The sequence below is a fragment of the Nannocystis pusilla genome (genome assembly GCF_026626665.1).
Lineage (GTDB): Bacteria > Myxococcota_A > Polyangia > Nannocystales > Nannocystaceae > Nannocystis > Nannocystis pusilla.
In genome coordinates this window covers 10,235,668-10,254,508 of sequence record NZ_JAPNKE010000002.1, presented here as the reverse complement: position 1 = coordinate 10,254,508, position 18,841 = coordinate 10,235,668, and the positions used below count along the sequence as shown (strand labels likewise).

At 74.1% G+C, this 18,841-nt stretch carries 13 protein-coding genes; 7 read left to right on the top strand and 6 right to left on the bottom strand.

Going from position 1 to position 18,841, the window contains the following annotated elements; translation table 11 throughout:
• Positions 1 to 177 precede the first annotated feature (177 nt).
• Positions 178 to 954 (top strand): hypothetical protein, encoded by a 777-nt coding sequence (locus OV079_RS45355; protein WP_267776131.1) that lies wholly within the window; start codon positions 178 to 180, stop codon positions 952 to 954.
• Positions 955 to 1,043: 89 nt separating this feature from the next.
• Here OV079_RS45355 and OV079_RS45350 read toward each other — a convergent pair whose 3' ends face one another.
• Positions 1,044 to 2,321 (bottom strand): vWA domain-containing protein, encoded by a 1,278-nt coding sequence (locus OV079_RS45350; RefSeq protein ID WP_267776130.1) that lies wholly within the window; start codon positions 2,319 to 2,321, stop codon positions 1,044 to 1,046.
• A gap of 351 nt (positions 2,322 to 2,672) precedes the next feature.
• A complete protein-coding gene (locus OV079_RS60690; RefSeq protein WP_267776128.1) occupies positions 2,673 to 3,350 on the bottom strand; it encodes a hypothetical protein in 678 nt (225 codons plus the stop codon).
• A gap of 71 nt (positions 3,351 to 3,421) precedes the next feature.
• Between OV079_RS60690 and OV079_RS45340 the strand changes: the two genes are divergently transcribed.
• The 6 genes from OV079_RS45340 to OV079_RS45315 all read left to right on the top strand — a co-directional run bounded on the left by OV079_RS45340 (position 3,422) and on the right by OV079_RS45315 (position 12,933).
• A complete protein-coding gene (locus OV079_RS45340) occupies positions 3,422 to 4,159 on the top strand; it encodes a TolC family protein (protein ID WP_267776127.1) in 738 nt (245 codons plus the stop codon).
• A 103-nt stretch (positions 4,160 to 4,262) separates the two neighbouring features.
• Complete coding sequence (locus OV079_RS45335) at positions 4,263 to 5,969, top strand: heavy metal-binding domain-containing protein (protein WP_267776126.1); 1,707 nt, start codon at positions 4,263 to 4,265, stop codon at positions 5,967 to 5,969.
• Positions 5,970 to 5,999: 30 nt separating this feature from the next.
• Positions 6,000 to 9,059, top strand: a complete 3,060-nt coding sequence (locus OV079_RS45330; RefSeq protein WP_267776125.1) for an efflux RND transporter permease subunit — start codon at positions 6,000 to 6,002, stop codon at positions 9,057 to 9,059.
• Positions 9,023 to 9,289, top strand: coding sequence for an efflux RND transporter permease subunit (locus tag OV079_RS45325; protein WP_267776123.1), 267 nt, complete (start codon positions 9,023 to 9,025; stop codon positions 9,287 to 9,289). Before OV079_RS45330 ends, OV079_RS45325 begins: the two co-directional genes overlap by 37 nt.
• Before the next feature lie 169 nt (positions 9,290 to 9,458).
• Positions 9,459 to 10,871: a sensor histidine kinase gene (locus OV079_RS56750; RefSeq protein WP_267776122.1), complete on the top strand. Its 1,413-nt coding sequence runs from the start codon at positions 9,459 to 9,461 to the stop codon at positions 10,869 to 10,871.
• 418 nt (positions 10,872 to 11,289) lie between these two features.
• Positions 11,290 to 12,933, top strand: a complete 1,644-nt coding sequence (locus OV079_RS45315; RefSeq protein WP_267776121.1) for a glycosyltransferase family 87 protein — start codon at positions 11,290 to 11,292, stop codon at positions 12,931 to 12,933.
• A 72-nt stretch (positions 12,934 to 13,005) separates the two neighbouring features.
• Here OV079_RS45315 and OV079_RS45310 read toward each other — a convergent pair whose 3' ends face one another.
• The 4 genes from OV079_RS45310 to OV079_RS56745 form a co-directional block, all read right to left on the bottom strand.
• Positions 13,006 to 13,701: a sensor histidine kinase gene (locus OV079_RS45310; protein ID WP_267778796.1), complete on the bottom strand. Its 696-nt coding sequence runs from the start codon at positions 13,699 to 13,701 to the stop codon at positions 13,006 to 13,008.
• A gap of 167 nt (positions 13,702 to 13,868) precedes the next feature.
• Positions 13,869 to 14,468, bottom strand: coding sequence for a PAS domain-containing protein (locus OV079_RS45305; RefSeq protein ID WP_267776120.1), 600 nt, complete (start codon positions 14,466 to 14,468; stop codon positions 13,869 to 13,871).
• Positions 14,357 to 15,598 (bottom strand): PAS domain S-box protein, encoded by a 1,242-nt coding sequence (locus OV079_RS45300; RefSeq protein ID WP_267776118.1) that lies wholly within the window; start codon positions 15,596 to 15,598, stop codon positions 14,357 to 14,359. The genes OV079_RS45305 and OV079_RS45300 overlap by 112 nt, the downstream gene beginning before the upstream one ends.
• A gap of 233 nt (positions 15,599 to 15,831) precedes the next feature.
• A complete protein-coding gene (locus tag OV079_RS56745; protein ID WP_267776117.1) occupies positions 15,832 to 18,735 on the bottom strand; it encodes a tetratricopeptide repeat protein in 2,904 nt (967 codons plus the stop codon).
• Between the last annotated feature and the right edge of the window lie 106 nt (positions 18,736 to 18,841).

Sequence of the window (18,841 nt, the reverse complement as noted above, 5' to 3'; positions counted from 1 at the left end):
CCGCGCCCGCGTCCCCGCCGGCGGCCAAGCCTCCCGCGGCCGCACCACCGTCGTCCACGCCCCCTGCGACCCCGCCGGCAGCCAGGCCTCCCACCGCCCCGCCGCCCGCGACTTCGCCCTCCGCGTCTTCGCCGCCGCGTCCGGCTCAGCCCGCTCCCGACCTCGCGCACCAGAAACTTGTGCGAGTCGCAGTGCGACAACGAGCCCACCCCGGGCGACCGCGCGACCTGCCGCCTGCAGTGCAATCAGCTGAACCGCGCCCCGCAGCCGACGTCGGCGCCGGTCAGCAGCACCACCGTCGGCAGCACCACCACGTACAGCTTCGCCCCCGGCGGCGGCTCGGTGCCGGTCACGACGTCTCCGGGCACCTCGCCCGCGTACCGCCCCGCGCAGCCGGGCAGCACCGCCGCCACGTACAACCCCCAGGCCGCGCAGCAGCAGCAGCAGCAGGTCGCCGCCTGCCAGGCCACCTGCGACCGCGAGGCCTCGGCCACCGACCGCGCCACCTGCCGCAACAACTGCGGCGCCGTGGGCACCGTCGTCGGCCCCGCGGCGCCCAGCCAGTGGGTCCTCGGCCCGGCGCCGACCATGACCGAGGCCGAACAGCGCGCCGCGGTCATCCGCTCGTCGAACGGCGTGGTCCCGGGCAGCGCCCCCGGCGGCGCCCCGCGCCCGGTCGCAGTCCCCACGAGCCAGCCCGCGGCGCCGGCCCAGGCCACCACCACGACCCTGCCTGGCCAGCAGCAGCCGAACCCCCACTGCGCCGCCCAGGCCCAGAGCTGCAAGGTCGGCTGCGCCGGCGAGCAGACCTCGTGCAGCGCCCAGTGCGACCAGGGCAAGATGTCCGAGACCGACCGCGCCACCTGCAAGCTGACCTGCAGCAGCAGCGGCGACATGTGCCGCGACGACTGCCGCATGAAAGAGGCGGCCTGCAAGCCGGCCGTCTACCGCTGAGCCGGCATATGCACGAAGGGACATGCTCCATGGGGCATGTCCTTCGAACATTTCTCGAAGAACATGCCCCCGCGGACATGTCCTCCCGGTCACCCGGGGATCGGCACGTCGCAGCCGAACACCACGTCGACGTCGACCACCTGCCCGGCCTTGAGCGCCTCGCAGGCGGTGCCGTGGAAGGTGACGGTGTTGGTGTTCGGGTCGTACGTCCAGCCGTTGTTCGGGTCGTTCGGGACGCCCGGGACCATGTCTTCAAAAAACACGTAGATCTCGTTCGGGTCGTCGGGCACCGTGTCGAGCTCGAACGTGCACGACACCACCGCGCCGGCGATCGCGTCGAGCGCCGCCTCGAGCGAGGCCGGGTTGTTGGCGTTGTAGGGCATGCCGGTCCCGCCGTTGGTGGCGATCTCGGCCAGCGAGCCGAGGATCCCGTCGGCGAAGCCGACCGCGTAGGTGCGGACCGAGATCGCCTGCGCGAACAGGTCGGCCGCCGCCGCCGGCCCGTTGGTGGTGCCCTGGCAGTCACCGCTCTCGTCGCCGTCGGTGATCAGCAGCACCGCGTTGGCGCGCGTCGGGTCCTGGACCTGCGGCTCCCCGACCAGCGCCTTGAGCGTGTTGCCGGTGCTCGTCTCCGGATCGCCGGAGTCGCACAGGTAGCCGTTGCCCTTGTCGCTGAGGAACTGCTGGATCGCCCCGCCGTTGAGGTCGGCCAGCGGCACCACGATCGTCCCCGCCGAGCAGCCGTTGCCGACGCACGCCGAGTAGGTCACGAGGCCGAAGCGGATCTCCTCGTTGAAGCTCGTCACCAGCTTGTTGATCGCGTCCTTGGCGACCTCCCAGCGGTTCTTGTCCGAGTCCTGGACGTCGCCCTCCATGCTGCCGCTGCGGTCGAGCACGATCATCACGTTGGGCACGACTTGGGTCAGCTCGAACTCCTGGGCCCCGCACTCGCCGCCGATCTCGCACATCCCGTCGGTGCAGGTCTGGCCGCCCTCGCAGTCGCCGTCGAACAGGCAGCCGCCCGCCGGCAGGCACACGCTCGACCAGTCGCCGCAGTGCTGGCCTTCGGGACAGTCGGCGTCCTCGCTGCAGCCGGCGCCGCCGGTCGGCTGGGTGGTCGGGTTCGTGGTGGGGTCGCCGGACGGATCGACGCCGGTCGCGGTCCCGTCGGTGCCGGCCTCGGTGGTCTCGCCGCCGGTCTCGGTCGCCCCGGTCACGCCGGTCACGTTCGTCGCGCCGCTCGCCCCGGTGATGCCCGTCGGCGCGGTCACCCCCGCGGTCGTCTCGCCGCGGCCGTCATCGCCGCAGCCCACGACCATCGCCCCCGCCAGCAGCCAATTCGAGACTCGCCCCGTTCGCGTGCGCATGATCGACTCCTTCGGGCGCAAGGTGCGCCAGGCCCGGCCTGGCTCTTACCGGAGCGCGCGCATTCGTGTCAATCAGCCGCGCTCCGACCGATAAACCCTCATCCAGGCGAGCCGGGTTTTCGAGCGCGACCGCGGAACCAGCCGAAGCACGCCAGCAGCGAGACACGAGCCCGCACGACCTCGCGCCCCGTCTCAGCGGACTCGACCGCATCGCCGCCGCCCCGCCCTCTCCGGCGAACTCGCACGCGCTGCGCTCCACACCGCGAACCCCAGCGCTGTCGCCATCGACCCGCTGGCCAGTGCCGGAAAGCATTGCTTCATCATCCGCGCCACGACACCGTTCTTGGATCTTCAACACATGTCCCCGAGGACAGCTCGCCTCCGTGCCGGAGTCGGCCCCCCGTTGCCGCTCTCGGCCGCCGTCCCCCTCACGATCTTCGCGACCACGCCTGAGAATCTTCGCGACCCCCCTCGCGGCAGCCGCGCGTTCGCTCGAAACCCTTGATATTTCCGGCCTGACCCGTGCCGTGCATATAGAGGCGCGTGCCCCTCGCGCGCAGCCTCTGCCTCGTCCTCGCCCTGCTCGCGGGCCCCGTGCGCGCGGCGCCGGCCGAGTCGGCCCTGAGCGGTCCGTTCGACATCGACACCGCGGTCGCCGTCGCGCTGGGGCGCAGCCCCGGCCTGCAGGCGGCGGCCCACCGGATCCGCGCCGCCGAGCACCTCGCCGAGGCCGAGCGGCGCCCCGAGGCCACGCGCCTCACCTTCGACATCTGGCAGGTCCCGCTGAACCGGCCGTGGGCGTGGAACGAGTCGCCGATGGTCATGCTCGGCCTGCGTCAGCCGGTGCCCGCCGCCGGCAGCCTCAAGCTGCGCTCCGCTGCCCGGCGCAAGGACGCCGCCGCCGACGGGGCGGGCCGCGACGTCGTCGCCCAGGATCTGGCCACCGCGGTGCGCCACGCCTTCATCGACTACGCCGCCGCGATCGCGCGCCACAGCGTCCACCTCGAGCACCAGCGGGTCAGCGAGCACGTGCTCGGCCTGGCGCGCGCGCCCAGGTCGTCGGCGGCACGCTCCTCGAGATCGCCCGCGCCGAGACCGAGGTGGCCCGCGCGCGCGCCGACGTGGCCACCGACGCGACCGCGACCACGGCCGCGCGCACCCGCCTCAACACGCTCATGGCCCGCGAGGCCGACGCCCCGCTCGGCGCCCCGCGGGACCCTGCGGCCGCGACCGTCGACGTCGGCGCGCGGGGCCTTATCGCCGACGCCCAGCGCGAGCGCCCCGAGACCCGGGCCGCCGACGCCCGCCGCGAGGCCGCGGCCCTCGACCTGCGAGCCAGCAAGCGCGAGGCCAACCTGCCGAGCGCGATGCTCGGCGTCGCCTACTTCCCGGCCACCAAGCCGATGCCGATGCACGGCTACGGCCTGATGGTCGACCTCCAGCTGCCCTGGCTCACGGGACAGGGTCGAAAGCGCAGGGACGCCCAGGCCGAGCTCAGCGCCGCCGCGGCCCGCGACGTCGCCCAGGTCAAGCTCGGCATCGCCGGCGAGGTCTCGGGCGCGCTCGCCACCGTCCAGAGCGCCTCCGAGCGCTACCAGGCGCTGGTCCGCGAGGCCGGCCCCGCCAGCGCCCGCGCCCGCGAGGTCGCCCTCACCGGCTACGAGTCCGGCCGCGGCGACTTCACCGCCCTCCTCGCCGCCGAGGCCGTCCACGTCGAGGTGGCGATGGACGTCATCGCCGCCAAGTCCGACCTCGACCACGCCCTCATCGACCTCGACCGCGCCGTCGGCTCGCCCGTGGCCCGCCGCCCGCTCGCCCCGGGCCCCGTCGACCGCTGAATCACCTGTCCCCGAGGACATCTTCCTCGCCCCGGCGACTCCGCCCTCCTGTCCCCAAAGACATCCGCGCCGGCCTCTCCGCACCTGTCCCCGAGGACATCTCATGCTCGACCCTCACCCCGACGACCCCGAGTCCCTGCGCGAAGGCGCCGAGGCGCCCCCGCCCGGCGTCGCTCTGATGGCGGGCGTCCGCTGGCTGCTGCTGCTCGGCACCCTCGCCGCGGCCTGCTTCTCCTGGTGGTCGTACGCGCGGGCCGAGCCGGTCGCCGTCCAGCACGCCCCCAAGTACCGCTGCCCGATGCACCCGCAGATCACCGCCCACGAGCCGGGCGAGTGCCCGATCTGCCACATGGCGCTGGAGCCGATCCCGGAGGACGAGGTCGAGACGGTCTACCGCTGCCCGATGCACCCGCAGATCCAGCAAGCCGAGCCCGGCTCGTGCCCGATCTGCGGCATGGACCTCGAGCCGGTCGCGGCCGAGGCGGTGGCTGTCTCTCCGGACATGCCCGCGGGGACAGCCGCGATCACCCTCGGCCTCGACCGCCTGCAGGCGATCGGCGCCCGCATCGTCGTCGCGGCCGAGCGAGAGTTCGCCGCCGAGCTGCGCAGCGCCGCCCTGACCGAGTTCTCCGAGGACGGCGCGGCGCGGGTCCACGTGCGCGCGGCCGGCTTCATCGAGAAGATCGCCGTCGAGGAGACCGGCGTCCGCGTGCGCAAGGGTCAGGTGCTGGCCGAGTACTACAGCCCAGAGATCTACCAGGCCCAGGCGGAGCTGCTGGCGGCCCACAGCTGGTCCGGGCCGGTGGTCGGGGCGGCCCGCCAGCGCCTCGAGCTGCTCGGCCTGTCGTCCGCCGCGGTCGACCGGATCCTCAAGTCAGGCAAGCCCGACCGCACCACCCCCGTGCTCGCCCCCGCGTCCGGCGTCGTCATCGCCCGCACCGCCGTCCTCGGCGCCTACGTCCGCCCCGAGGAGCCCCTCTACGAGCTGCGCGAGGACCACGCGCTCTACCTCGTCGCCGAGCTGCCGGCCGCGCAGGCCGCCGCCGTTCACAAAGGAACCAAGGGACATGTCCGATTCACCAGCCGGCCCGCGCAGGGCCGCGACGTCACCGTCGACCTGGTCTACCCGAGCGTCGCCGCCGACAGCCGCAGCGTCCGCGTGCGCATGCCGCTCGACAACGACGACCGCGCGCTGGTGGCCGGCATGCCGGCGGTGGTGAGCTTCGCCCTGCCGAGCGAGACCGGCGTGGCCGTGCCGCGCGACGCGATCGTCGACGCCGGCAGCCAGCCCTACGTGTTCGTCGACGCCGGCGGCGGCCGCCTGGTCCCGCGCCCGGTCGTGCTCGGCGCCCGCGACGCCGAGTTCGTGCGCGTGCGCGAGGGCGTGAGCGCCGGCGAGCGCGTGGTCGCCGGCGCGACCTTCCTCGTCGACGCCGAGAGCCGCCTGCGCGCCGCGCTGATCCCCACGAGCACGGCGAGCGCCGCAGTGCCTCCGCACGCGCACCATTCGCCGAGCGCGTCGACGCCCGCCGCGCCCTCGCAACCTTCCTCCGGCGACCACGCCAACCACTCCGCCGCGAAGCAACCGCCCGACCCCCACGCCAACCACTCCGCCGCGAAGCAACCGCCCGACCCCCACGCCAACCACTCCGCCGCGAAGCAACCGCCCGACCCCCACGCCAACCACTCCGCTGCCCCACCATCGACCGACCCGCACGCGCAGCACGCCGCGAAGCCGTCCTCCGATCCGCACGCCGCGTCCGCCTCGCACTCCGATCCGCACGCCGGGCACGCCGGGCACGCCCCCTGACCTCGCCCTTCTCTTTCCTGCGAGACAACCATGATCTCCGCCATCGGCAAGCTGATCGACGCCTGCGCGCACCACCGCGGCCTCGTGATCATGGCCTACCTCGTGCTCGGCTGGCTGGCCTTGCGGGCCCTGGAAAAAGTCCCGCTCGACGCCGTGCCGGACCTCTCCGATCCGCAGGTCATCGTCTTCACCGAGTGGCGCGGGCGCTCGCCGACCCTCGTCGAGGACCAGGTCACCTACCCGCTCACCGCCTCCTTGCTGGCTGCGCCTGGCGTCGAGGCCGTGCGCGGCTACTCGATGTTCGGCATGAGCTTCGTCCACGTCCTGTTCGCCGAGGACGTCGACGTCTACTGGGCCCGCTCGCGCGTCCAGGAGTACCTCGCCGGCATCGGCCCGCGCCTGCCCGAGGGGGCCAGCGTCACCCTCGGGCCCGACGCCACCGGCATCGGCTGGGTCTTTGAATATGCCCTGGTCGATCGGACAGGTCAGCACGACCTCGCCGAGCTGCGGGCCATCCAGGACTTCGAGCTGCGCTACGCCCTCGAGAGCGTCCAGGGCGTCGCCCAGGTCGCCAGCGTCGGCGGCTACGAGCGCCAGTTCCAGGTCCAGCTCGACCCCGAGCGCCTGCGCGCCAACGGCCTCACCGTCGCCGACGTCGCCGACGCGGTGCGCAAGACCACCGGCGAGTCGTCCGGGCGGATCCTCGAGATCGGCGGCCGCGAGGCCTTCGTGCGCGGCCGCGGCTACTTGAAAGATCTGTCGGGCCTCGAGTCGGCTGTCCTCAAGGCCAGCCCCGAGCTCGGCGCCCCGCTGCGCCTCGGCGACGTCGCCGACGTCCGGTTCGGCCCCGACATCCGCCGCGGCCTCGCCGAGCTCGACGGCCAGGGCGAGGTCGTCGGCGCCATCGTCGTCGCGCGCTACGGCGTCAACGCCCGCGACGTCATCGAGCGCGTCAAGGCCCGGCTCGACGAGGTCGCCGCCGGCTTGCCGCCCGGCGTCGAGGTCGTCACCACTTACGACCGCAGCGGCCTCATCGACCGCGCGATCGACACGCTCAAGCACGCGCTGGTCGAGGAGGGCATCGTCGTCGCCCTCGTCATCCTGATCTTCCTGCTCCACGTGCGCAGCGCCCTGCTGCCGATCGTCGGCCTGCCGCTGGCGGTGCTGCTCGCCTTCTTGCCGATGGCGTGGCTGGGGATCCCCGCCACCATCATGAGCCTCGGCGGGATCGCCATCGCCATCGGCGCCACCGTCGACGCCGAGATCGTCATGGTCGAGGCCTGTCACAAGCGGCTCGAACATGCCCCCAAGGACATGTCCGAAGAGCAACGCCGCAACCTGCTCGCCGAGGCCGCGCGCGAGGTCACCCCGGCGATCTTCTTCTCCCTGCTCATCATCGCCGTCGCCTTCATCCCGGTGTTCGGGCTCGAGGGTCAGGCCGGGCGCCTGTTCAAGCCGCTCGCCTACACCAAGACCTTCGTCATGCTGGCGGCCGCGCTGCTCAGCGTGACCCTCGCGCCGGCGCTGCGCGACCTGCTCGTGCGCGGCAAGATCTACAGCGAGCAGCGCCACCCGATCTCTCGCGCCATCCGCGCCGTCTACGAACCGTTCGTCTACGTCGCCCTGCGCAAGCCCCGGACCACCCTGGCGATCGGCGTGTTCGCGGTGCTGTCGGCCATCCCCGTGTTCATGCGCCTGGGCAGCGAGTTCATGCCGGCGTTGAACGAGGGCGACATCCTCTACATGCCGACCACCTTCCCCGGCCTGTCGATCGAGGAGGCCAAGCGGCAGCTCGCGCGCCAGGACGCGGCGCTCGCAGAGTTCCCGGAGGTCGAGCGCGTGTTCGGCAAGGTCGGGCGGGCCGAGACCGCGACCGACCCTGCGCCGCTCAGCATGGTCGAGACCGTGGTGATGCTGCGGCCGCCGGAGGAGTGGCCGAAGGTCACGCGCGAGCGCTGGTGGAGCGGCTGGGCCCCCTCGTTCTTGCGCGGCCCGCTGACGCGCGTGTGGCCCGAGGAGACCCCGGAGACCTGGGACGAGCTGGTCGCCAAGCTGTCGGCCGGCGTGCAGATGCCGGGCTGGACGCAGGCCTTCACCATGCCGATCCGGGCCCGCGTCGACATGCTCACCACCGGCGTGCGGACCCCCGTCGGCGTCAAGGTGTTCGGCCGCGACCTGCCGGCGATCGAGGCCGCGGGGGCCCGCATCGAGGCCGTCCTGCGCGACGTGCCCGGCACCCGCAGCATCCTCTACGAGCGCTCGCTCGGCGGCGTCTACGTCGACATCGTCCCGCGCCGCGACGACCTCGCGCGCTACGGTCTGCAGGTCGCCGATCTCGGTGAGTTCGTCGACGTCGCGATCGGCGGCGAGCCGATCGCCGCGACCATCGACGGTCGGCGCCGCTACACCGTGCAGCTGCGGATCGCCGAAGATCTGCGCGGCGACCTCGAGCGGCTGCGCGAGCTCCCGGTCGCCGTGCCCGGGCCGGCGAGCGCCGTCACGCGCACCGTGCCGCTGTCCGAGGTCGCAGACGTCGCGCTCGCCGAGGGTCCGCCGATGCTGCGCAGCGAGGCCGGGCTGCTGGTCGGCTACGTGTACGTCGACATCGAGCCGTGGCGCGACCTCGGAGGATACGTGACCGACGCCCGCACCCGCGTCGACGCCGCGCTCGCCTCGGGGGAGCTCGTCCTCGGGCCCGGGATGTACCTGAAGTGGACCGGGCAGTACGAGCAGATGCAGGCCATGGAGGCGCGGATGCGGGTGCTCGTCCCCCTCGCCCTCGCGCTGGTGGCTCTGCTGTTGTGGCTGCAGTTCCGCGACCTCACCGAGGTCCTCATCGTCCTGCTGTCGATCCCGTTCGCGCTGGTCGGCAGCGCCTGGCTGCTGTGGCTCCTCGACTATCGCCTGTCGACCGCGGTGTGGGTCGGCATCATCGCCCTCGTCGGCCTCGCCGCGCAGACCGGCGTGGTGATGATCGTCTACATCGACCAGGCCTTCTTCGAAGGCTGCGGGCCGGCAAGATCCGCGACCTCGACGACATCATCTGGGCCCACATGGAGGGCACCGTCCTGCGGGTCCGCCCCAAGTTGATGACCGTCGCCTCCATGATGCTGGGGCTCGTGCCGCTCTTGTGGGCCACCGGCAGCGGCGCCGACGTGATGAAGCGGATCGCGGCGCCGATGGTCGGCGGGCTGGTGTCCAGCGCCTTCCTGACCCTCGAGCTGATCCCCGTCGTCTACACTTATTGGCGTTACGCGCAGCTCCGCCGGTCCCAACGGACAGGTCGTCCGCTGGCCGAGATCTGCGGCCTGCACCGCTGAGCGCGCCCACCGTACGCATGCGCAGGCGCGCAATCTGCTCGCGCGCCCACGCACCCCGGCGGCCGCAGCGCCGCAGGCCTACAAGTGGGCGTGATCCGTCGCTGGCGATTTTTCCGCTACAGTCGTCGCAGTGTCGACGGCCATCACGGACGGAGCAGGCTCCGCTCCTGTGGCGAGACGTTCGCCAGCGTCCGCCTCGCTCGGCGACGCACGGATCCGCCAGATCCGCTTCGCCATCATGGCCTTCGTCGGGCTGACCACGACCCTCGTGGGGGCCGCGATCCTGAGCACCGCCGGGCCCGAGCAGGACTGGGACCGGCTGTCGGGCGTGGTCTACGTGGTCATCGCCGCGTTCTGCTTCGCCACCTGTTCGCTCACGCGGACGCGGCTGACCCGCACCTCCGAGCTGATGATGCTCGGCACCGCCTACGGGGGGACCGCCGGGGTCGTCATCACCAGCAAGCCCGACACCGCCCTGCTGGCCGGGGTCGCCGCCCTCACCCTCGTCGTCTTCCTGCCCGGCATCGCCATCCGGACCCGCGGCCGCTCGGGCATCGCCCACATCGTCACGATCAGCGTCGTCTACGTCGCCAGCGTCATGGCCCGCCTGGCCCTGCGCGAGGATGAGACCGGCACCCAGTTCGGCGACATCGCCATCAAGCTGCTGGTCCCCCCGACCGCGTTCTGGCTGCAGTGGCTGATGGCGCGCGCCCTCAACCAGCGGATCATGGAGGCCCTCGAGGAGAGCGAGCGCTCGCGCAACGCCCTGGCCGTGTCCAACCAGCTGCTGGAGCTGACGAACCGCAGCCTCGAGGCCGCGCGCATCGACGCCGAGCGGGCCCGCGACGGGGCCGAGGCCGCCAACCGGGCCAAGAGCGCCTTCCTGGCCAACATGAGCCACGAGCTGCGGACCCCGCTCAACTCGGTGATCGGCTACACCGAGATGATCATCGAGGAGGCCCGCGAGGACCGCCAGCGCCCGATCAGCGGCGTCCTGCCCGACCTGCGCAACGTCGTGCTGGCGGCCAAGCACCTGCTCGGCCTCATCGGCGGCGTGCTCGACCTGTCGAAGATCGAGGCCGGCCGCATGGAGATGGTCCACGAGCAGTTCGCGCTCGAGGAGTTCGTCCGCGAGGTCGAGCAGACGATCTTGCCGGCCGTGCGCCGGCGCAACAACCAGCTCCACGTCAAGTGCGACGGCGACGTCGGCTGGATCGTCACCGACCGCGGCAAGCTCAAGCAGGTCCTGCTCAACCTGCTCGGCAACGCCGCCAAGTTCACCAGCGAGGGCCAGATCTTCTTCCGCGTCCGCCGCGAGGCCGTCCGCCTGGTCTTCGAGGTCCGCGACACCGGCATCGGCATCGACCCGTCCAAGCTGAACCTCATCTTCGAGAAGTTCACCCAGATCGACGCCACCTCGACCCGCCGCTACGAGGGCGCCGGCCTCGGCCTCGCCATCACCCGCGAGCTGTGCGCCATGATGGGCGCCACCATCGACGTCGCCAGCGCGATCGGCAACGGCACCACCTTCACCATCGTCCTGCCGCTGGGCCCCACCCTGCCCGAGCGCGCCGCGGCCTGACGTGTCCCACGGGACATGCCCTCTCGGGCATGCTCGTTCGGACATGCTCGCTCCAGCCGCGGGACGGGCCTGAAGCGCGGGGTCATGTCCCACGGGACATGCTCGCTCGCGCCTCTCCCGGGCCCGACACGACCGAGACCACGACCGACCCCCGGGCGCCGGCTCCCTGGTCGTCGGCACGAGCATGCCCGATCGGACATGCCCCTTTGAACATGTCCGAGTCGCCACCTCCTCGCCGCCCGCCCCGGGGCCGCCCGGTCGCGCTCGCTCGCGGACTCGCGCGCGGCGTGACGGTTCGCTGCAGACCGCGACCATGCTCACACCCGGCGCACCGCCGGGCCGGTGTTCCGCGTGCGGCGCCCCGCCGCAGGTGCTGTTCGCCGCCTGAACCGGCGCGGGTTCCGGGTACACCCTCGCCATGCCGTCCGCGTCCGAACCGGTCTCGCGCCCGCGCCTTTTGGTGGGCGGGGTCATGCTCCTGCTGGTCGCGCCGATCGCCGTCCAGGGGCTGGTGCGCCTGCTGTCCTCCTGGACAGGTGAGCCGCACGCCGCCCTGCCGATCACCCTGGCGACCCTCCTCGCGGTCGCCCTCGCGTGGGCGGTCGCCCTCGTGCGCGGCGCCGTTCACCCGCTCGTCGCCTGGCTCGCCGCCGGGCTCGCGGGCGGCCTCCTGTGGCTCGTCACCGGCGCGCCGCTGTCGTCGCTGGCGGCCGCCGCGATCGTCGGCGCCCTGACTGCCGCCGGTCTGCCCCTGGCCGCCGCCCGGGCCCCGCTGCCGCGCGGGCGCGTCACCGCGGCGCTGTGGGGCCTGCTCGCGGTCCTGGCGCTGCTGCAGTTCGGGCGCATGAGCGTGTTCATGGCCGATCCGCAGCAGCGCTGGGGCGCCCTGGCCGAGGCCGAGTTCCTGTCGCGCCACTCGTGCCTCACCAGCTACGTCCACGGCGCCGAGCTGGCGCGCCGCGGCGACGCCAACATCTACGACGACCGCTACGGCTTCGAGCCCGACACGATGGTCGCCGAGCTGCCCTCGGCGATCGACATCGGCCCGCTGACCATGGACACCTACGAGTACCCGCCGCAGTTCTTGGCGCTGCCGCGGCTGATGCTGGCGCTGACGGGCGAGTTCATGGCGATCCGCGCGCTGTGGTTCACGCTGACGGCCGCGGCGTTCATCGCCGTCAGCCTGGCCCTGGCGCGCTGGCTCGGCGGCGAGGCCGAGCGGCGGGCGCGGCTCCTGCTCGTCGCCGTCGGCCTGTCGCCGCCGCTGCTCATCACCGCCTACTTCGGCAACTTCCAGCCGATGGCGATGGGCCTGTCGGCGCTGGCGATGCTGTGGATCGTCCAGGGCCGCACGCGCCGCGGCGCCGCCCTGCTGGCGTTCACGATCAGCGCCAAGATCTTCCCCGGCATCCTCGGCGTGTGGCTGCTGGCCTCGCGCCGGTTCGCCGCCGCCGCCTGGACCGCGCTGTTCGCCGTCGGCTGGGCCGCGCTCGCCCTGCTGCTGTTCGGCACCCGCCCGTTCGACGACTTCCTCGGCTACCACCTGCCGCGCCTCGCCAGCGGCGAGACCTTCGCGTTCCTCAGCCAGCCGCTGCCGTCGATGTCCAACCTCGGCGTGTTCGGCCTCCCGTTCAAGGCGCGCCTCGCCGGCTGGAGCGGCTCCGAGGCCGACGCCTGGGCGCTCGCCCGCCAGCTCGCGTGGGTCTACACCCTCGGCCTGTTCGTCGTCGCCCTGGTCTCGGGCTGGCGCCGCCCCGCGCCGACCACCCCCCACGGCCGCGCCGTCATGCTCGGCGAGTGGTTCGGCCTGCTCGCCCTCGGCGCCCTGCGCAGCCCGTTCGCCCCGCCCGAGGCGCTGATCCCGATCGTCTGGGCCCTGGCCTTCCGGGCCGCCGCCGCCCGCCGCCGCCGCGAGGTCGCGTGGATCGTCGCCGCGTGGCTCGCCATCATGATCGCGATCCCCGCGCCCTCGCAGCCGGCCGCGGTCGTCGCCCTCGTCGTCCAGGCCGTCGTCTACGGCGCCGCCCTGTGGCTGGCCCTGGCCGGTCGTCGCAGGGAGTGACCCTTCGGGCATGCCCCATCGAACATGTTCCCGAGGGCATGGCCTTTCGCTCATGTCCTGTTCGACATGCTCTCAAGACCCTTCGCCCGCGCCGGCGCGCGCGACCGGCAGGCTGAAGCGGAACACGACGTCGTCATCGCCGCTCTCGGCCCAGATCTTGCCGCCCTGGGCCTCGACCAGGCCGCGGGCGATGTAGAGGCCGAGGCCGATGCCCTCGGCCCGGGCCTCGGGGCGGGCGCGGTAGAAGCGGGTGAACAGCCGCGCCAGCTGCTCGGGCGTCAGCCCCGGCCCGCGGTTGCGCGTCGACACCACCACCATCTCCGCCGCGACCTCGGCGGTCACCTCCACCACCGCGCTCGCGTCGCCGTACTTGAGCGCGTTCGCCAGCAGGTTCTCCATCACCTGCTCGACGCGACCGGCGTCGGCCAGCACCGGCGGCAGCGAGGGCGGCACGTGGACGCGGATCTGCCGGTCCGCGTCGCCGCAGGTGCGGGCCGCGACCTCGATCAGCAGGTCGCGCAGGTCGACCGGCGCGCGCGCCAGAGTCAGCCGGCGGGCGTCGAGGCGGGCGGCGTCGTAGAGGTCGCGGATCATCCGGCCCAGGCGGCCCGTGGCCCTGTGGATCCGCACGAGCGCCCGCGCCGCGGTCGTGTCCGGCTCGATCGCCGCGGTGCGCACCAGCGCCTGCGTCGACATCGAGATCACGTTGAGCGGCTGCCTCAGATCGTGGGCCACGATCGCCGTCCACTCCTCGCGCAGCCGCTCCATCTCCTTGAGCACCGAGATGTCCCGCAGGACAGACACCGCCCCCACGCGGCGGCCGCCGGCGTCGGCCAGCGGCGACGCGCTGACCAGCACCGGCACCCGCCCGGAGCGGGCGTCGTGGGCCACCAGCTCGCGCCCGCTGCAGGCCTCGCCGCGCCGGAGCGCGCGCATCAGCGGCAGCTCGGTCCACCCGACCGCGGCCCCGTCAGGCTCGCGCAGGTCGAGGCCCGGCGCGCCGTCGCCGGCGGCGATGAACCGCTGCGCGGCCTTGTTGTGCGACAGGTTGCCGTCGGCGTCGACCAGCAGCACCGCCTCGGGCATGCCGTCGAGCACGCCCTGCAGCCACGCCTTGGCCAGCGCCTCCTCGTGGTAGAGGCGCGCCAGGGCCGTCTCGGCGGCCTTGCGGGCCCGCTGGTCGCGGACGAACAGCGCCAGCGACCGCCGCGGATGGCGGCGCTGGCCTCGACGGGGACCCGCGCACCATCGGCGGCGACGAGCTGCCAGTCGCCGACCTGGGCCTCGCCGTCGAGCAGGGCCTCGCGGGCGGCGACCAGGCGGGTGGCGTCCTCGGGGGGGATGAACTCGCGGATCGATCTCCCGACGACCTCGCCGCGGCGGCGCCCGAGCAGGCGACAGCCGGCCACGTTGACCTCCTCGATCACGCCCGACGGGTCGGCGATGAAGATGCCGTCGGACGCGCTCTCGAACAGCTCGGCGTAGCGGCGCTCGGCCGCCTTGCGCTCGCGCAGGTCGCGGATGATCGCCGCCATCCCCACGATCCGCCCGTCGCCGTCGCGCACCGACGCCAGCGACAGCGACACCTCGATGCGCGTGCCGTCCTCGCCACGCGCACCGTCTCGAACGCCGGCACGCGCTCGCCGCGGGCCAGGCACTCCGCGAGCATCGACACCTCCGGGCGGCGGTCCTCCGGCACCAGAGTCAGCTCCGAGCTGCCGACGATCTCCTCGCGCCGCCAGCCGAACAGCCGCTCCGCCGCCGAGTTCCAGCCGATCACCGCGCCCTCCGGCGTGCGCACCATGATCGCGTCGTCGGCCTGGTCGACGACGTCCCGCCACAGCCGCAGCTCCTCGCTGACGAGCGCGCGCGCCTCGTCGACGCGGTTGAGCGACGCCGCGGTGAGCAGCGTCAGGGCGCCGGCCACCGTGGCGCTGGCCGTGGCCAGGAGCGCGTGCGACACGGGCAGGCTGGGGTTGTCCTCGCGGGTGATCGCCAGCACCACGAAGCCGAGCAGCGCCGGCCCGGCCACCGCCGGCGCGAGCAGCCGCCGGGCCATCGACCCGCCGAGGCGCGCCGAGGTGACGATCGCCACCACCCCGCGCTCGGGCCGCGCCATCAGGATGCTCGCCGCCAGCAGCGCCTGGGCCACGGCCGCCGGCAGCGACATCCCGCGCGGCGACCGCGGCGAGAACCGGAACAGCAGCTTCGCCCCGTAAGCGTGCCCGGTGAGCACCGCCAGGACGACCACCGCCACGATCAGCACGGGCACCTGCGCGGGCCGGGTCAAGCGGCCCCAGGCGGCGTCGAACAGCAGCAGCCCGCAGCCCAGCAGCGTCAGGCACAGCGCCGCGATCGCCGACGAGCGGTACGACTGCGGCGTGAACAGGCCGTCGACGCGCAGGTCGACCCCGCGGACCTCGGAGACCAGCGTGGTCGCGGCCACCGCGAACACCACCAGCCCGCACAGCTGCCCGGCGGCGCGGCGGCGCGGCGACAGCACGCGCGGCGCCAGCAGGTGGACCCCGGCCGCCAGGACGATCAGGCTGACCGCGGAATTCGGGGTGATCGTGGGCCGCCCGGGGACGAACGTCTGCAGCCCCACGCTGCCGCTGGCCCAGCCGAGCAGCCCCAGCGCCCCCAGGCCGGCCGCCATCGACGCCATGACGCGGGCGGCCCGCCGCGAGACGGCGGCAAGCCCTGGCTGGGACGCTGCTCGCACGGCGCGCACGGTCGAACCCCCGCCGGCCAAGCATGACACGCCCCGCCCCCGCCGCCGGCCCGCCCTCGCCCGCCGCGCCGCCCGCCGCGCCGCTGGACATGCTTCTTCAGACATTCCTGAACGAGCATGTGCTTACGGACATGCCCCTGAGAACATGCCCTCAGGGACGGGTCCGATCAGCCAGGGTGTTCGGTCAGCCACGCCTCGATGCGCCGCTGCACCTCGGCGGGGTCGGCGAGCGGCAGGCCGTCGGCGGCGGCGCGGGCGAGGGCGCGGCCGGCGGCGCGATCGCTGCGCCAGCGGACGTGGGCGGCCGCGAGGTGGTCCTGGACGATCTCGAGCCCCGCGGAAGGGGTCTGGGCCACGATCGCCCGGCCGCGGGCCAGCAGGGGCGCGGCCTCGGCGTCGCTACCGGCGGCCGCCAGCGCCTCGCCGAGCAGGTTGGCGGCGAAGCCGACCTCGACGTGCTCCGGCCCGAACACCCGCTCGCGGATCGCCAGCGCCTGCTGCAGCGGTTCGATCGCCGCGGCCGGGCGCGCCTGCATCTGCATCACCAGCCCGAGGTCGTAAAAAACCCACGACGCGTCGCCGCTGGCCTGCTCGCCGCGGGCCTGCACGATCGCCTCGGCGCGGCGCAGGTGGGCCTCGGCCGCCGCGAACTCGCCGAGCGACGCCAGCTCGAGCGCCAGGTTGCACAGCGGGTTCAGCAGCGCCATGTCGGCGGGCCCGTGCGCCTCCTCGGCCAGCGCCAGCGCGCGCCGGTTCAGCGCCAGGCACTCGGCGTCGCGGCCGGCCTGGCACGCGGCCACGGCCAGGCCGCCGAGCGTCTCCGCCACTCCCGGGTGCCCCGCGCCGAGGCTGCGCTCGCGGATCGCCAGGGCCCGGCGGAAGTGGTCGAGCGCCGCCTCGTCGTCGAGGCGGGCCACCGCCACCCGGCCGAGGTTGTGCAGCACCACCGCGACGTCGGGGTGGTGCTGCCCGAGCACCTGCTGGCGCAGCGCCAGCGACTCGCGCAGCAGCGCCTCGGCCTCCTCCAGCCGGTTCTGGTCGATGCGCGAGGCCGCCAGCGAGTTGGCGGCGCGCACGTAGTCGAGCGGCGCCTCGCGCTTGCGCGTCGCGGCCAGCGCCAGGGCCTGCGTCTGCACCTCGGCCGCCTCGACCAGGCGGTCGGCGTCGGCGAGGGTCAGGCCGAGCGCGGCCAGCTGGGCCAGCCGCGGCGTCGGTGGGTCGCCGATCCGCCGCAGCTTGGCGTCGGCGACGTCGCTCCACAGCAGCGCCTCGGCCGGCTCGCGCAGGCGGACCCCGTTGACGTGGCTGAGCTGGATCGCGGCCAGCGCCGCCACCTCGTCGTGCGCGGCCTCCTCGGCGACCGCGAAGGCCCGCCGCAGGGTCGCGCGCGCCTCGGCGTACGCGCCGGCGGCCGCCTGCGACGTGCCGTGGCGGACCAGCGCCTCGGCCAGCGCCGGCGCGTAGCCGATCGCCTCCGCCGTCTCCACCGCCGCGCGGGCGGCGTCGCGGGCGGTGGCGAAGCGGCCGGCGTCGTGCTCGGCCTTGGCCGCCGCCAGGCGGTCGCGCAGCGCCGCGACCGCCTCGACCTGGGCCTGTTCGCGCGGCGGCGGCACCCGCTCGGCCTCGGCCCGCAGCGTCGCCAGGTCGGCGCAGCGGGCCGGCGGCGTCAGCCCGGCCGCCGCCTGGGCCGCCCCGCGCACCGCGTCGACGTCGGCCGCCTGCAGCACCCCCGCGACCGCCCGCAGCTCGGCCCGCCGGCGCTCGAGGCAGCCGTCGTGCAGCGCCTGGACCTCGGGCGCCAGGGCGCCCGCGTGGCGCATGAGACATGCCCTCTCGGTCATGTCCCGAAGTTCATCTGCGTACGCGTCGAGCCGGTGGGCCGCGGCCGCCCACGCGTCGGCGGCGAACGGGGCCGCGGTCGCCAGCACCGCCGCCCGCGCGGCCGCCCGCCCGTCCTCGTCCCAGCCGGCCACCAGCGCCGCGGCCGCGCGGCACTGCGCGCCATGTCCTTCAGGACCTGTCCCTGCGGCCATGTACCCGAAGCCAGCCGCCATCGCGATCGCCGCCAGCGCCCCGGCGATCAGCAGCCGCCGGCGGCCGCGCTGGGCCGCCTCGGTCAGCGCGGCCAGCAGCGCCGGCATGTCGGGGAAGCGGGCGTCGGGGTCGAGCGCCAGCCCGCGGCGCAGCACGGCCGCCACCGCCGCCGGCACCGCGCCCCGCGGCGCCCGCAGCTCACCGGCGAACACCTGCGGCGCCAGCTCCTCGACGCGGCGGCCGACGAACGGGCGCGCCCCGTAGAGCCCCTCCCACAGCGACACGCAGAAGCCGAACTGGTCCGAGCGGGCGTCGGCCGGCCCGCGCATCATCTGCTCCGGCGCCATGTAGGCCGGCGTGCCGAGCAGCGTCCCCGCCTCGGTCAGCGGCCCCGACAGCGCCGACGCGTCGGACGCGAACAGCCGCGCCGACTCGGTCAAGGCCAGCGGCAGCCGCGGCGGCCCGCCGGCCTCGTCGTCCGCCTGCGCCGGCGCGCGGGCGATCCCGAAGTCGACCACGCAGACCCGGCCGCTCGCGTCGATCATCGCGTTGTCGGGCTTGAAGTCGCGGTGCACCAGCCCGGCCGCGTGCGCCGCCGCCAGCCCGCGGCCGGCCTGCACGTACGCCGCGAGGACCTCGCGCCACTTCCTGACCTGCCTCTTCTGCCATGTCCTCAGGGTCAGGCCGTCGAGGAACTCCATGGCCAGGAACACCCGGTCCTCGGCCTTGCCCACGGCGTACACCTGGACCACGTTGGTGTGCGACAGCTTGGCCAGCGCCTGCGCCTCGCGCAGCATCCGCGCCCGCCCGAACGAGCCCTCGTTCTCGCCGGCGTGCATCCACTTGAGCGCGACGCAGCGGTCGAGCTCCTCGTCGTAGGCCAGGTAGACCGCCCCCATCCCGCCGACGCCGAGCTGGCGGATCACCGTGTAGCGGTCGATGCGGAACGGCTGCGGCGCCGCGACGTCCCGCGGCGGCGACCCGGCCTCGTGCCGCGTCGGGGCTTCGCTGGGGTCGCCTGTCGCCGCCGGTTCCACCCTGGCCGCTTCAGCCTACCGAGCCGGTCCCGCGGCGGGAACGCGGACGCGTCACTGTCTCGCAATTGGGAGGCACTCGCCGCACAGGTGCGTACTCGGGCCCTCG

Coding starts and splice junctions, on each gene's coding strand:
- OV079_RS45330 (WP_267776125.1), top strand. CDS start 6,000: ATGATCTCCGCCATCGGCAAGCTGATCGACGCCTGCGCGCACCACCGC.
- OV079_RS45305 (WP_267776120.1), bottom strand. CDS start 14,468: ATGGCGGCGATCATCCGCGACCTGCGCGAGCGCAAGGCGGCCGAGCGC.
- OV079_RS45300 (WP_267776118.1), bottom strand. CDS start 15,598: ATGGCGTCGATGGCGGCCGGCCTGGGGGCGCTGGGGCTGCTCGGCTGG.
- OV079_RS45310 (WP_267778796.1), bottom strand. CDS start 13,701: ATGGAGCGGCTGCGCGAGGAGTGGACGGCGATCGTGGCCCACGATCTG.
- OV079_RS45350 (WP_267776130.1), bottom strand. CDS start 2,321: ATGCGCACGCGAACGGGGCGAGTCTCGAATTGGCTGCTGGCGGGGGCG.
- OV079_RS45335 (WP_267776126.1), top strand. CDS start 4,263: ATGCTCGACCCTCACCCCGACGACCCCGAGTCCCTGCGCGAAGGCGCC.
- OV079_RS45325 (WP_267776123.1), top strand. CDS start 9,023: ATGGAGGGCACCGTCCTGCGGGTCCGCCCCAAGTTGATGACCGTCGCC.
- OV079_RS45315 (WP_267776121.1), top strand. CDS start 11,290: ATGCCGTCCGCGTCCGAACCGGTCTCGCGCCCGCGCCTTTTGGTGGGC.